Here is a 14,104-nt window from a genome sequence, read left to right as displayed (position 1 = left end):
CAAAACATGAAATCAACTGCTTGAGCATATTTTAAACGTCTCAACCAGGCGGACCTGGACCAAGGTGTTGGGAAAAAAAAGAAAGCAAAAAATATGCTCACTTGCATATCCAGAGGCTTGAGCTGGTGAAGTTATTAAGGACTTTTTCACTGACTGAACCTACAAAGTATTTGGCCAGTCCTTTGGCCGGAGAACTTGAACACTTTCTACCCATAGCTATGGCCGCAAACTTATTTTTATCTGCATAGTCCAGGATAATTTGAGAAACGTTTTTGCCTTCAAGAACTTCAATGAAAACCCTGTTTTCTGGAAAACCATTATCAGTGATTTGAGCAAGAGTATTGCTGATGATCTGGTCTGTTTTGCCTGATTGTTCCTGAACGTGCGCTATGGTAATACTGTGGCGGGAATCATTGTTGAGCATAAAGCCAACGTGATCAGCAGTATTGAGGCTTTGCAGGGAGCCATCAGTGCAAAGAAGAACATTATGGTATTCTCTTTCAGGCATGCGACATATCCAGATGGGAATGTCGCACTGCTCATCTAATATCTTGCTGCTGACGCTGTCCTGAATCAGGTTCTCGAGAAGGGTAAGCCCCCGTCTTCCAAGAACAAGTGCATCGTACAAACCTTTTCTTCCATACGCCACAATATCTTTTACAGTGGAGAGCGAGTTAACCTTAACGTCTGTTTTTAGATTTTCACTGGGAAATTCCAGATCAACCAGCTTGGACTTAACAGAATCAACTACAGATTGAAATGAATTCATATCTTTTGCTGATGATTTTTTGTTTGAAATTTGTCCCTGGCTGGAAGGTCTGACCGGGGCTATACATAAAATGTCCACAAGCACATTTTTCTTGTCCTGAAAAAAATAGCCCAGAAATTTTGATCCATATTGATGGGTCCGGTCGTTGCCGGTTGCGAGCAGGATATGTTTATTGTGTTTCATATGCGAATTTGTGTTTAAAATTTAGTAATAGTTTAGCCCTTTTCTAAGGAAACCAGGGGACAGGCACCCCAGCCCTTGTTTTTTGTTGATGTAAAACACAGACTTAACAAAACAATGGCTGGGAGAGCCAGTCCCCCTCCGGGCTGTATGCCTCCGGGCAGGAAGCCGTGCCACATGCAAACGGCTAAACTGTTACAAAATTTATTGTTTTTGACTGCCTCAGGAATTGGAAAATTATCGCAGGACAGGCTGGTTTTCATGAGCAATAAGACTAACGCACGAGTAACCGCTTAAGAAAAATAAGGTACTGTTTTCGGCTTAATCACTTATACTTTCTGGTTAACTATTGAGCTTTCGCCCAGATAGGCAGGTTCGAGAACCGATTTCTGGAAATCGTAGTCAGCATTACCTGTTGAGCCGGTCTTAACATTCTGGTTATAGTTGTCTAAAGTACTTGTAACCAGCTGACCGTCAAACTCGGTCCTGGTTTTAGCCTGAACCGATTCCAACGACCAGCTCATTTGTGCATTGTTTTGTACTTCCATACTTCCTCCCCGGTGGATTAGAGCGAAAACAGTACCTGTTCAGCTGTATCGGCTAAAATATTGAATACTTTATGCTGAACTGTTGCTGGAAAATTATTCCTTTATTCATTGGCCAGTGGGCGGCCATCAAGGATATTGGAAAAATTCCTTGTTTTTTTATCTTTGACGCGGTTTTTTGGGCCTGCTTTTGCGTGATTTATGAAAACCTGGCTTGCGTCTGACGGAAGGAATATTTTCATCCAGTCCAGCCTTTCTGATCTTTATGCGTTTGCCCCGTATCTGGTTGCCATCCATAACTTCAATGACATTGGAAGCGTATTCCCCGGGCACGTCTACAAAGCTGTTATTTCTGCCCACATCAACTTTGCCGATAAGTCTGCCGGGAATACCTGTTTCACCGGCAATGGCACCCACAATATCCTTGATGGCAATGTCATTTTCCTGGCCGATGTTCAGGCTTAAGCGAACCATGCCTCGCTCGGAGCCTGTCATAGTATCTGAAAGAGGTTCTTCATGGGATTCTCCTTCAAAGCCCGGACCCATCAGCATTTTTAGCAGTGCAGCAGACATTTCCAGCGAGGATGAGTCTTCTTCCTTCTCTATGAAGCGCTCAACAATACCAAGGTATTTGTCCAGCCCTCCGGCTGCAATGGTTTCTTTTATCAGGCCCATGAACTTTTCGCTTCTCGCCTGTTCAACATCCACAATGCTCGGAATACGCTGCTGAGATATTTTGGATTTAGTGAATTTTTGAATATCCCTGATTTTATACATTTCCTTGCCTGAGACAAAAGTAAATGCCTTGCCCTGTCTTCCAGCTCTTCCGGTGCGGCCGATGCGGTGGACATAGTATTCCACATCATTGGGGATATCAAAGTTGATGACAGCTTCAATATCGTCAACATCTATGCCTCGGGCTGCTACGTCAGTAGCAACCAGTATTTCAGTGTTGCCGGATCTGAACGCAGCCATGACGCGATCTCGCTGGTTCTGGTTCATGTCACCATGAAGGCCGTCAGCAAGATATCCCCGCACCTGCAGGTGCCGGACAATATGATCTACTCCCCGTTTGGTATTTGAAAATACAATGGACAGTTTGGGGTTGTAATAGTCGATTATTCTGGACAGGGCTTCCATGCGTTTGCCTTTGTGGGCTTCAAAAAAAATCTGATCAATGCCAGGTACGGTAAGAACCTTGTGTGAGATTTTTACTATCTTGGGATCTGTAAGATATTTTTCCGCCATGCGGGTGATGGCCACTGGCATGGTAGCTGAGAAAAAAATGGTCTGTCTTTGTCTTGGGGTGGCTGCCAGAATTGTTTCAATATCATCGCGAAAGCCCATATCCAGCATTTCATCGGCTTCATCCAGAACTGCATATCTGATGTTGTCTAAGGTTAAGGTTTTCCGGGACATATGATCCATAAGCCTGCCCGGTGTGCCGATAATGATCTGGACCCCCTGACGCAGGGCCTTGATCTGTCTTTCTATGGGCTGGCCTCCGTATACCGGCAATACATTCAGTCCTTTATGAAATTTTCCAAGAGCGCTGATCTCTTCAGCCACCTGAATGGCCAGTTCTCTTGTGGGGCAGAGCACTATTGCCTGGATGGTTTTTGATTGCGTATCAATCTTTTCCAGAAGTGGGATTCCGAAAGAAGCGGTTTTGCCTGTTCCGGTCTGGGCCTGACCAATAATATCTCGGCCTTGCAAAATGGCCGGTATGGACTGGGCCTGGATGGGAGATGTTTCCTCAAAGCCCATATCTTCAATGCCTTTGAGGGTTTCAGTAGTGAGGTTCAGGGATTCAAATTTAATGGTTTCCATAAGTTGTTTTTGTTTATATCCTTAAAGATTAATGGTTAACTGGTTTTACTGCGGGTTCAAAATTCAGTGTGCCCGGATTTATGTCATGCTGACAGTCATCTGCCGGTTGAAAAGTTGAAAAATCAAGAGTACATTGGCAGAGTTTTGCAAGTTAGCACTTGTGTCAGGGGACAAGCAGGCATATTTCTTATCTGCTTCAGTCATATGGTTTAAGAAATGCTTACTGCTGTGGGGAGTGCCAAAGATCCCTCAGTGTTTTTCTGCTACGGGGATACATATCAGGTCATTCAGGGTTCTGATAAAAAAAGAAAAAGGCATTTTATCCGGCTATGGCCAGTGCAATATATTCACGCATTTCATCAGGCCCAAGTCCCGGCAGCGCTATGGCCTCCTTGGGGCAGGTAGCCTGACAAACTCCGCATCCATGACATAACTGGGGATCAACAACAATTAGTTTTTTTCCAGGCCTCCGGGCACTGTTTATGACATTGAGAGCCTCTACAGGGCATACATCCTTGCAAATTCCGCAGCCATCACACCTGTCAGGGTTTATGTGAATGGTTACCGGCAATTCAGGGAAACTCTTGTTATTGACAACTTTCATTTTTTAGTATCCTTGGGTTTCATTACTTTCTAAACATTTATTCTTAATACGGACAATGTTTTTTGGCAAGGATAAACGGGCAAAGCGAAAAATGCAAGGAGGAGACCATGAATAGGTGTCAGGGAGAAAAAACGCTGGTGGAACTTTTTGAATCTTCAGGCTGGAAAGAAAAATACAAAGATCAATCGCCTCCCAATGATGACGGGGTTCTTTACAAGTGGTCATCTGCAGAAGCAGAATATGCCATGCCTTTCTTCTCCAAGACAGGCCAAAGCATTATGACTGAAGAAACATGTATATCCAAAAGAAGTCTATTTTTGAACAGGGATGAAAGCAAAAATCTGACCCTTTACGTTTTTGAGACAGAAAAAGAAAGCTATAGGCAGGGTATACCAGATATGGCCAGGGAGTTTGCGTGTATGATGAAGGTGGATAAGCTTTTATGATTCCCGTGTATTGGTCTATCTGTAATATGGTCTGGTAATACTCAGAGATAGGTTCTGGCCCCCATGAACCTTGAGCTGAAATAAGGATTGGATAACTGTTCTATTCTTACATTGCTGCCTGTAGACGGGGCGTGGATAAATCTGTTTCTTCCAATATATATCCCCACATGGGATACTCTGCCCGGGCTGCCGGTGGCAAAGAAGACAAGGTCGCCCTTTTGAATTGATCTCAGGTTTACTGGGCGTCCAGCCCGGAACTGATATCGGGACACCCTCGGCAGGTTCAGTCCGTTTTGTCTGTAAACTACCATGGTCAATCCGCTGCAGTCAAAGCCTGATTCTCTGGTTTCACCTCCCCATCTGTAGGGGACCCCTATGAAACTGTGAGCGGTTCTGACAATTTCCTGGCGGACATGATTGACACCGGTTCTGGGTATCCTGGCAACGGAGTAGCTCTCGGGAAGAATAATGAAAAAATTGCTGATAATGCCTCTTGCCTGGAGGTTTGTGGCATTGGATCGCGCAGCCTGGTAAGATGGGTAATTGCCAAAACGTACCTTATAAAGCTGGTCCTGATCCCTGAAATAGTAAGCCTCAACCCCCATTCGTTCCAGCTGGCTCATCAGGCGAACAGCATTGTCTAATACAGCAAAGGCTCCGACCTGAACGCTGTATTGCATTCTGGCTATTTCACGTTCTGGAGCAGGCCCTCTTGTCGGAACTGTACCGGAATGTTTAGAGCAGGCCTGAAGGATGAGAATTGAGGCAAGCAAGACTGTGAAGATATAAAATTTCTTCATTGGTTGTCCTTATTTCAGGGGCTTAATTAATGACAGTGTCCTCATAAATTTACTTTAGACCCCATGGATTGAGGTGTCAATCCATGGGGTCTAAAGTAATTATGATTTATTTTTTGGATTTATTCACCATGCTGTGAGAACAGTCTGTATTCTGACTGGTTTTCTGTTGCTGCAAACACCCAGCATGAGCCCGTAAGTCAAAATCAGTAATTTATTCAAGTAGCCGAGAGTCCGTCCTCATATTCTTGATTTTGACTAATGCGGACTGTGCCCACAACCCAGTTATCTGTTATTTGTTAACTGTAATCAGGGTAAGGCAGTGAATTCAGGCTATTATTCTTTAACAATTAATAATCAACTATTCACTGATAACATTTTTTTTCTGCAGAATTGAGGCGTTGAGGCGGTAAGTTACTAACGGGCTCAGGGCTGGTCAAACAAGCAGCAATGGCAAAAACCAATCAGGGTACAGGCTGTACGCAAAAGTGAAAAAATGTGGTGAATAGTTACGATTTTTTCATTAAAAATATTGACGAGACAGTATGTTTGAGTTTATGTGAGAATTTTAAAAAGAGTTGAGCAAATTAAAAATTCCCAATAACTATGCAAAGGGCTGATTCTGACATGATAACATTTCTGCTGTGTAAGGGATTCTAACATGAAAATTGTGGCCTTTGCAAACTACAAGGGTGGTGTGGGCAAGACCACCAGCGTGGTCAATACTTCCCGGGCCCTTCAACAAAACGGCCATAAAGTTATGGTGGTTGACCTTGATCCGCAGGGTAACTCGACTCTGACACTCAGTCGCAGAAATCCTTTTGAGCACGAGATGACTGTTGGCAACCTGTTGTCAGACAAGGATGTTAACCTCGAGAGTTGTGTTGTAAATACACCTGTTGGGGTTGATCTGGTGCCAACAAACCTGAATTCTTACCCACTGGTTTCTTTATTGCCTCCCAATTCCGCCAAGAGGATTTACGGGCTTAAGAATAAACTAAGTGAAGCTGATGCAAGCTATGACTTCATTCTTATAGATTGTCCTCCCCAGATAGAGGGAGCGCTGATAACCAATGCAATTGCAGCTTCAGACTATTATATTCTGCCCATAGAAGGAGAATCAGTTTATGCTCTGCAGGGAGTGGATCACCTTGTCCAGGCTGTTGATCTCATCAGGGAGGATACCGGATCATCCATCAGGCTGCTGGGTGCCCTGGTGACTATGGTGGATACCAGAACCAATGCGGGCAGGCTCGTGATGGAGGCCATTAACAAATATTTTGGCGACATGGTTTTCGATACAGTTATTCGCAGAAATACTACAATTAATAAGGCAAACTTAAATAATAGATGTGTGTGCGACCTTGACCCTAAATCATCAGGCTGCTTAGACTACCAGGCTTTTTCCAAGGAATTGGTCGCTAGAATCGGTTCAGGGAAGTAAAAAATAGTGTTGGTTGAGCCCTGTTCAAGGAAGATCAAGTCTTTTTCAGCTATGCTTAGAGTTTACTGGCTTGTAACAATCAGCCCATTGCATGCTGCAGGTGGGCAGTCGTGCCTGACCTGCTGTTTTATAGTAACTCAGGGGCTACGTTGTCAGACATTTTTAAACTTGCAGATGGCTTGAACTTAATTGAAAGGTTGAACCAATACAAAAAATCAAAAGGACTTGACATGCCTACAAATCAAACCACCAGACAGAATGCACCCGGCAAGGACAGCGAAGCGTTGCAGAGCCTAATCAATGACCAGGCAGAAGCTCGGCTGAAAAAGGAAATCAACATTTCCAGAAGCGAAGCCGAGAATAAAACACAGAGCAAGCCAGACACCAGTAGTTCAGGGGCTCAGACCAGGGCTCAACCTGCTGGAATCCGCAAGCCTCCGACCATGAAAGAGACCAAGGCCCAATTGATTAAGAAGGTGGAAAAGCTCATAGCAGAGCTGGATAAGATTGAAGCAAAGCTTGAGCAGAAAGATCTGGAAGCTGAAAAGTATGAAAAATCGCGACAGGATCTTCTCACGGACATGGAGAAAGTCAAGCAGGAGAAGGCTGCTATTGAGATAGAACTCAAGAATAAAGAAGAGGCCTCTGCTGCTGTCAATGAAAAAGAGAAGGAGTTAGCTGCTAAAATACAGGAGCTACAGAAGGAAAATGAGGCAATTTCTGCACAGATGCAAGAGAAAGAGCTGGCAAACCAGACGCTGGAAAGGGAAAAACAGGATCTGTTAGGCAGGTTTTCTGATCTGGAATCCAGAGTTCGCGATGTAGCTGAGCTGGAATCTGCCTACAAGGCGAAACTGAACGATAAGGACAGTGAATTATACGTATTAAATCAGGAAAAAATCAAACTTATGGAAGAAATGGGTAATATGAAAAAAGAAATTTCTGCACAGGAAAATGTATCAGCAGGGGAGTCCAAACAAACAGATGCTGAACAGTGGAGGGAAAAGGCCGGAGCCTTGTGGGATGGAACAGCTTACAGCGCACCACAAAAGGCTATATACTATCTTAACGCAGCTTTGGAATTAAAGCCCAATTGGCCACAAGTGCTCAATGACAGAGGGTTAGCTTATCTTGATGAGTACCAGCTTGACAAGTCTCTTGATGATTTCACTGCAGCTATAGCCATTAAAAGTGATTTTGCTGAAGCCTACCACAATCGTGCAGTAGCCTTGCTCAAAGCTGGCAAGAGCTACGCTGCAAACAAGGATTTTCAGATAGCTGCAAAATACGGTCTATGGATGGGTTTAAACTCTGTTTCTACGCCTGTCAAAAAAAGTGCTCTTAAGGATATGATTGAAAAGCTTAAAAAATTACTGGGAATGGGCAGGAAAAAATAATGATTATTAAGGTGATCTACTATTCAATGTATGGACATGTGCACACTATGGCCGAGGCCATTGCTCAGGGAGCTGCAGAGGTTGAAGGTGCTAAAGTGGACCTCAGAAGGGTACCGGAAACATTATCTAAGGATATCCTTGAAAAAATGGGAGCTGTCCAGGCCCAGGATAAAATGAATGAAGTTCCAGTCTGTACAGTTGATGAACTTGATGAAGCCTCAGCCATTATATTTGGCACACCGACACGTTTTGGCAATATGTGTGGTCAAATGCGTCAGTTTCTTGATGCAACAGGCAAGTTATGGGCTGCAGGAGCACTTATCGGCAAAGTGGGCAGTGTGTTTGCCAGTACAGCTACACAGCATGGAGGTCAGGAGTCAACGATTCTAAGCTTTCACACAACATTGCTGCACCATGGAATGGTTATAGTCGGGCTTCCGTATTCCTTTCAGGGGCAGACGCGCATTGATGAGGTAACAGGCGGGTCTCCCTATGGTGCTACCACCATAGCCGGAGGTGAAGGTCAGAGGATGCCCAGCCGCAATGAGCTTGACGCAGCCCGTTTCCAGGGGCGTCATGTAGCTGAGCTGGCTGCTCGGCTTGGGTGACGAAAAGGGCAGCCTGATGTATGAATTATAGTTTTATGCTGCCACATTTTGGATTAAGGGTCGCTGCAGTTGCTGCGACCTTTTTTTTTGATATTTTCGTAGCTATTTACCATGTTTCTAAGTCAGCCAGCATCCTGATTAGTTTTGTGTTGCTGCAAACTCCCAGCATGACCGCCTGAGTCAAAACCAGTAATTTGTTCAAGCAGCGGAGATTCCGTCTTCATATCCTTGATTTTGACTAACGCGTTCCGGGCTGGTCAAACAAGCCAGGATGCTGGCTTTATCTGAAAGTAGAATAATGTGGTATCTGTTTACCGCTTTTGATGTGGCACGGTTTCCTGCCCGGAGGCATACAGCCCGGAGGGGGACTGGCTCTTCCGGATCCCACTTGTCCCAAAAATGAGTCATTTTTTAGCACAAATTGATGCTCAAGTGGGTCCCGGAGTGCCTGTCCCCTGCTTTCCTTAAAAGCGCTAAACAGATACATAATGTGGTGAACAGTTACATATTTTTTTCCTTACGTGCCATCGCCCGTAACTTCCTTTTTGTCTCTTGGGGCAGGTCTTAAGCAGTATCTTGCTAAGCCTGAGGGTCATCATCCAGAGCATCCAAAAGATTGATGGTCAGGCTGAGAAAGTCAGCTTCTGTAATAATGCCAACAAGTTGATTGTCATCAACTACAGGCAGACAGCCAAATTTGTGCTCCAGCAGCACTGTGGCAGCGTTTTTCAGAGTTTCGCCGGAAGAGATAGTCTTTACCTTGATGTTCATAATTTCCATTACAGGAATGCCCCGATCAATTTCTTCCTGAGTCTGGCTGTCAACATCGGCAAGTTTGGACACTGTGGCATCCAGAATGTCTCTATGTGTGAGCAGGCCAATGAAAACGTTGGAATCTGAGACAATAGGTATGTGCCTTATTCTGGCAAGGTGCATGACTGATCTGGCCAGGGCCAGGTTGTCGGTCTCTTTCAATGTGAAAACATCTCTGGTCATAATATCACTGACTTTTAACATGAGATTTCCTTTAAAGTTTGTTTAAGAGGGCTTTAGCATCTGTCATTATAGGCCAAGTCAGAAGATTTTATAGTGTTTGACTTGATAATTATTGTTTTGTCATTGATTAATATACTTTTGCTGCATTTCCGTCAATGGACAGATTAGACCATTGGAAGCGGCACGGGGACTGGTTACTCCGAGACCCAATTTCCAGAAAAGTGACAGATTCTTAAAGTTACTCACACGTTCGGTCCCGGGCCGCCCTGGAAAGGAGCTTTAAATGACGATGCTCAGAAGCGATTTTTCAGGCTTTGAAAATTACGTGGACAGCCTGATGAAAAATATTTATGTGAGCGTATCGACAAAGCAGGCACAGAAATGTTAAATGATTGCAAATCCAGAATGGAGTGTGAGAGTTTGTGATTGATCCCAGAAGAAAAAGAGAAAAGATGGTGCGCGAACAGATTGAGGCCAGAGGTGTAACTGATCCTGAGGTTTTGAGAGCCATGAGAAGCGTACCGAGGCATTTGTTTGTGGATGAGGCCCTGCAGGCTCAGGCATATGAAGATCATCCTCTGCCTATCGGGCATGGCCAGACAATTTCTCAGCCTTACATTGTAGCCCTGATGTCCAGTCTGCTGCAGATCAAGCCGGGAGTAAAAGTTCTCGAAATTGGTACAGGCTCGGGATATCAGGCTGCTGTGCTTGCCGAAATGGGCGCTGACGTATTCACAGTGGAAAGGATAAAAGCCCTTTATCAAAAGGCGAGACAATTGTTTTCCAATTTAAAATATCACTATATTAAGACCAAGCTGGATGACGGCACCATGGGCTGGCATGAAAAAGGACCTTATGACCGGATACTTGTAACTGCAGGAGGACCTGACGTTCCACCCCCCCTTGTTGATCAGCTTGAGGACCATGGGATTTTGATCATACCGGTGGGCGCGTCTAAAAGAAGTCAGAAGCTTATCAGAGTGATCAAGGATGGCCGTGACACAAAACAGGATGATATGGGCAGTGTGGCATTTGTTGACCTGGTGGGAAAGTTTGGCTGGTAGTACCACCACTTATGATTCCTGGGGCCTGATAATTGTCCCCTGCTTGCGTGAAAAATGGTTAAACTTCCACCTAAATCATCAAAACAGAGCCAATAATGACTTTGCAGACAAATATATATTAGAGGTATAAAATGACAGATAAACAGGAATGTAAAACTTGTCCTTCTCAGGGAAAAAGCGCCAAAAGCCCCGCTAAGACTATTCAGGATGAGCTCATCAGCTCTACATTATCCAAAATTCATTACAAGATTTTTGTAATGAGCGGCAAAGGAGGGGTGGGTAAGAGCTCGGTTGCCGTTAACCTTGCTGCTGCACTTGCTGACATGGGAAAAAAAGTAGGGCTTTTAGATGTTGATATTCATGGTCCATCTGTGCCTCATCTGTTAGGTATCAAAGGACAGCTTGATGTGGAAAAAGGGAGTATCGTAAAACCAAAAAAATACAACGAAAATTTGTCTGTTGTGTCCATGGAGTCACTTCTTAAAGATCCGGATCAGGCCATCTTGTGGAGAGGCCCCATGAAGACATCTGCCATTCGACAATTTGTTTCAGATGTAGGTTGGGGGGAACTTGACTTTCTGATCATTGACTCCCCTCCCGGAACTGGTGATGAGCCCATGACGGTACTTAAAACCATTCCAGATGCTTTGTGTATGGTTGTTACAACTCCACAGGAGATTTCTCTGGCTGATGTGCGCAAGTCAATTAACTTTTTACAGTATGCCAAAGCAAATATTTTAGGCATTGTTGAAAACATGAGCGGTCTGATTTGTCCTCATTGTCAGGGAGAAGTAAGTCTGTTTAAAAAAGGCGGCGGCAAAGAACTGGCTGAGAAGTATGGCCTGACTTTTCTTGGAGCTATACCTCTTGACCCGGTCAGCGTGGTGGCTGGAGACCTCGGAAAGCCTGTAGTGCTCATTGATGAGCCGTCCCCAGCCAAAGACTCACTTAAAAAGCTTGCCGAGACAGTTGAGCAGGCAGCAAAGGACAGCCTTGAAGCTGTCTCTACTGTGCATAAATAGATTGCATAGATTGTTTACTCTTAAACCAGGCTTTGTCCACAACCCAGCTGAAACAAGGATCGTAATCCTGGAGAGTTATAGTTTTCAGGCTGAATGGAGAGGGAAGAAGGCTGAAGGCTGAAGGCTGAAGGAGGAAGGAAGAGGGAAGAAGGCTGAAGGAAGAAGGAAGAGGGAAGAGGGGAGAAGGAAGAAGGCTGAAGGTTGAAGGGAGAAGAAAGAAGAAAGAAGAAAGAAGAAGGCTTAAGTTCAAGGCTGAGGGCTGAATAAAGAAGTTTTTTACCCAGGTTAACAGGGCGGATTGATCGTAAGCATCCCTGAAAATTCAGTCTGGCTGATTTAATTAAATCAATAGTTAGCTGGAAAGATCAAAAAAAATAAAAAAAGTCAAAAAAAAGCTTGCATTTTAAAATTCGAACATATATATCTCCCAATTCCTTTGGCTGGCGTAGCTCAATTGGTAGAGCAGCTGACTTGTAATCAGCAGGTTGCGGGTTCAAGTCCCATCGCCAGCTCCATGGAGGGGTACCCGAGTGGCCAAAGGGAACAGACTGTAAATCTGTCGGCGTATGCCTTCGGAGGTTCAAATCCTCCCCCCTCCACCATAAAATATTAGCGCGAAAGGTCCGGGAAAGTCCGGACCTTCTTTGTGCTCAAGGCTTGCAATTTGTAGGAGGCAGGTTAAACCTGTTGCTTGACTACAGTATAATTAGCGGGAATAGCTCAATTGGCTAGAGCATCAGCCTTCCAAGCTGAGGGTTGCGGGTTCGAGTCCCGTTTCCCGCTCCATTATATTTCCAGTCTAAGGCAAGCCCACGTAGCTCAGTCGGTGGAGCACTTCCTTGGTAAGGAAGAGGTCACCGGTTCAAGTCCGGTCGTGGGCTCCAGTCAGGCATAAGGCCAGCCTCATATATTCCTGATACAGTCAAATCAAGTGATGCGCGGCAAATCATGCAGCCTGGGTGTTGATGCATAAGATTTCCGGTAATTTGCTTTTAATGCTTGTCCTTCAGGCAAGCCATAATATATTTGATGTATAAACATATTTTCATGCGCAATATTCAGGTTGAAAACGCATGAAAGACTTTTTTCAGGAAATAAATCTTTATAGTTTTTTTGTCGACAGGCTGCTGGCAATGTAATTCTGAAGCAGCCGGGCCTGAACAGTAACCTTTGGGCAACAATCCCAAAAAAAGTTAACAGGGGGAAGAGATGGGAAAGGCAAAATTTGAGCGGAAAAAACCGCATGTTAATATCGGCACTGTAGGCCACATCGATCATGGTAAAACCACCCTGACAGCAGCCATAACTAAGGTTTTGAGCATGAAGGGCGGAGGCAGTTTTGTAGCTTTTGATCAGATTGACAAGGCCCCTGAAGAAAAGGAACGAGGCATCACCATAGCAACTGCTCACGTAGAGTACGAGTCCGACAATCGTCACTACGCTCATGTGGACTGCCCGGGTCACGCCGACTACATCAAAAACATGATTACAGGTGCAGCACAGATGGACGGTGCCATTCTGGTGGTAGCAGCCACAGATGGTCCTATGCCCCAGACAAGAGAGCACATCCTTCTTGCCCGTCAGGTAGGTGTTCCCAGTCTTGTAGTTTTTCTGAACAAGGTAGACCTTGTTGATGATCCAGAACTTCTTGAACTGGTAGAACTTGAAGTGCGCGAACTTTTGACAAAGTATGGATTTCCCGGAGACGATACACCTGTAATACACGGCAGCGCCCTGAAGGCTCTTGAGACAGAAGATTCCGGTTCAGAAGAAGCCAAGTGCATTCATGAGCTTGTAGAAGCCTGCGACACATTTATACCTGAGCCTGAGCGCGACATTGACAGGCCATTTTTGATGCCCATTGAAGATGTCTTTTCCATATCCGGTCGCGGTACGGTAGTGACCGGCCGAGTGGAGCGTGGCATCATCAAGGTAGGCGAAGAGGTTGAGATTGTGGGCATGAAAGACACCACCAAGACAGTTTGCACAGGTGTTGAAATGTTCCGCAAGATTCTTGATCAGGGTCAGGCTGGTGATAATGTGGGAGTACTTCTTCGGGGCATCAAGCGAGATGATGTAGAACGCGGGCAGGTTCTTGCAGCGCCCAAGTCCATAACCCCTCATCGTCGTTTCAAGGCCGAAGTATATGTACTGAGCAAGGAAGAAGGTGGACGTCATACGCCGTTTTTCGGTGGTTACCGTCCCCAGTTTTATTTCCGTACCACCGACGTAACCGGTGTAGTGACACTGCCTGAAGGTGTGGAAATGATAATGCCCGGAGACAATACAACATTTGATGTTGAGATGATAGCGCCAATAGCCATGGAACCAGGACTGCGCTTTGCAATTCGTGAAGGCGGCAGAACAGTGGGCGCAGGCGTTGTGTCTGAAATTACGGAGTA

The 14,104-nt window shown here is 45.0% G+C and carries 13 protein-coding genes and 4 tRNA genes; 11 read left to right on the top strand and 6 right to left on the bottom strand.

Going from position 1 to position 14,104, the window contains the following annotated elements:
• Positions 1-97: 97 nt before the first annotated feature.
• From LZ23_RS17690 to LZ23_RS17670, 4 genes are all read right to left on the bottom strand, one after another.
• On the bottom strand, positions 98-952 hold the full coding sequence (locus LZ23_RS17690) for a universal stress protein (protein WP_052507488.1): 855 nt from the start codon (positions 950-952) through the stop codon (positions 98-100).
• A gap of 326 nt (positions 953-1,278) precedes the next feature.
• Complete coding sequence (locus LZ23_RS17680) at positions 1,279-1,497, bottom strand: hypothetical protein (RefSeq protein ID WP_045216358.1); 219 nt, start codon at positions 1,495-1,497, stop codon at positions 1,279-1,281.
• 156 nt (positions 1,498-1,653) lie between these two features.
• Entirely contained in the window at positions 1,654-3,324 is a 1,671-nt protein-coding gene (locus LZ23_RS17675; RefSeq protein WP_084591132.1) for a DEAD/DEAH box helicase, read from the bottom strand.
• A gap of 319 nt (positions 3,325-3,643) precedes the next feature.
• Positions 3,644-3,928 carry a 4Fe-4S binding protein gene (locus LZ23_RS17670; protein ID WP_045216357.1) on the bottom strand — a complete coding sequence of 95 codons (285 nt, stop codon included), beginning with the start codon at positions 3,926-3,928 and terminating at the stop codon, positions 3,644-3,646.
• A 107-nt stretch (positions 3,929-4,035) separates the two neighbouring features.
• On the opposite strand from LZ23_RS17670, the gene LZ23_RS17665 reads away from it, so the two are divergent.
• Positions 4,036-4,374, top strand: a complete 339-nt coding sequence (locus tag LZ23_RS17665) for a hypothetical protein (RefSeq protein WP_045216355.1) — start codon at positions 4,036-4,038, stop codon at positions 4,372-4,374.
• 41 nt (positions 4,375-4,415) lie between these two features.
• Here the strand turns inward: LZ23_RS17665 and LZ23_RS17660 are convergent, their stop codons facing one another.
• The gene (locus tag LZ23_RS17660; RefSeq protein WP_198146039.1) at positions 4,416-5,174 is read right to left on the bottom strand and encodes an NlpC/P60 family protein; all 759 of its coding nucleotides are present in this window, start codon (positions 5,172-5,174) and stop codon (positions 4,416-4,418) included.
• 658 nt (positions 5,175-5,832) lie between these two features.
• On the opposite strand from LZ23_RS17660, the gene LZ23_RS17655 reads away from it, so the two are divergent.
• The 3 genes from LZ23_RS17655 (at position 5,833) to wrbA (ending at position 8,620) form a co-directional block, all read left to right on the top strand.
• Positions 5,833-6,615, top strand: coding sequence for a ParA family protein (locus tag LZ23_RS17655; protein ID WP_045216352.1), 783 nt, complete (start codon positions 5,833-5,835; stop codon positions 6,613-6,615).
• A 230-nt stretch (positions 6,616-6,845) separates the two neighbouring features.
• Entirely contained in the window at positions 6,846-8,012 is a 1,167-nt protein-coding gene (locus LZ23_RS17650) for a tetratricopeptide repeat protein (RefSeq protein WP_157493318.1), read from the top strand.
• Positions 8,012-8,620, top strand: a complete 609-nt coding sequence (wrbA, locus tag LZ23_RS17645) for an NAD(P)H:quinone oxidoreductase (RefSeq protein WP_045216347.1) — start codon at positions 8,012-8,014, stop codon at positions 8,618-8,620. The genes LZ23_RS17650 and wrbA overlap by 1 nt, the downstream gene beginning before the upstream one ends.
• 579 nt (positions 8,621-9,199) lie before the next feature.
• Here the strand turns inward: wrbA and LZ23_RS17635 are convergent.
• On the bottom strand, positions 9,200-9,637 hold the full coding sequence (locus tag LZ23_RS17635) for a CBS domain-containing protein (RefSeq protein WP_045216344.1): 438 nt from the start codon (positions 9,635-9,637) through the stop codon (positions 9,200-9,202).
• 401 nt (positions 9,638-10,038) lie between these two features.
• Here LZ23_RS17635 and LZ23_RS17630 point away from each other — a divergent pair, with 401 nt between their 5' ends.
• From LZ23_RS17630 to tuf, 7 genes are all read left to right on the top strand, one after another.
• On the top strand, positions 10,039-10,680 hold the full coding sequence (locus LZ23_RS17630; RefSeq protein WP_232300536.1) for a protein-L-isoaspartate(D-aspartate) O-methyltransferase: 642 nt from the start codon (positions 10,039-10,041) through the stop codon (positions 10,678-10,680).
• A 131-nt stretch (positions 10,681-10,811) separates the two neighbouring features.
• Complete coding sequence (locus tag LZ23_RS17625) at positions 10,812-11,702, top strand: Mrp/NBP35 family ATP-binding protein (protein WP_045216343.1); 891 nt, start codon at positions 10,812-10,814, stop codon at positions 11,700-11,702.
• Between the two features lie 439 nt (positions 11,703-12,141).
• Positions 12,142-12,217, top strand: a tRNA-Thr gene (locus LZ23_RS17620).
• A gap of 1 nt (position 12,218) precedes the next feature.
• Positions 12,219-12,304, top strand: a tRNA-Tyr gene (locus tag LZ23_RS17615).
• Positions 12,305-12,411: 107 nt separating this feature from the next.
• Positions 12,412-12,488, top strand: a tRNA-Gly gene (locus LZ23_RS17610).
• Between the two features lie 22 nt (positions 12,489-12,510).
• Positions 12,511-12,586, top strand: a tRNA-Thr gene (locus LZ23_RS17605).
• Positions 12,587-12,911: 325 nt separating this feature from the next.
• On the top strand, positions 12,912-14,104 hold a 1,193-nt coding region (gene tuf / locus LZ23_RS17595; protein ID WP_045212973.1), incomplete at its 3' end, for an elongation factor Tu.

This window comes from Desulfonatronovibrio magnus (genome assembly GCF_000934755.1).
In the GTDB taxonomy this organism is placed as follows: domain Bacteria; phylum Desulfobacterota; class Desulfovibrionia; order Desulfovibrionales; family Desulfonatronovibrionaceae; genus Desulfonatronovibrio; species Desulfonatronovibrio magnus.
The sequence above is the reverse complement of the archived record's forward strand: the minus strand, read 5'-3'. Positions and strand labels throughout refer to the sequence as shown.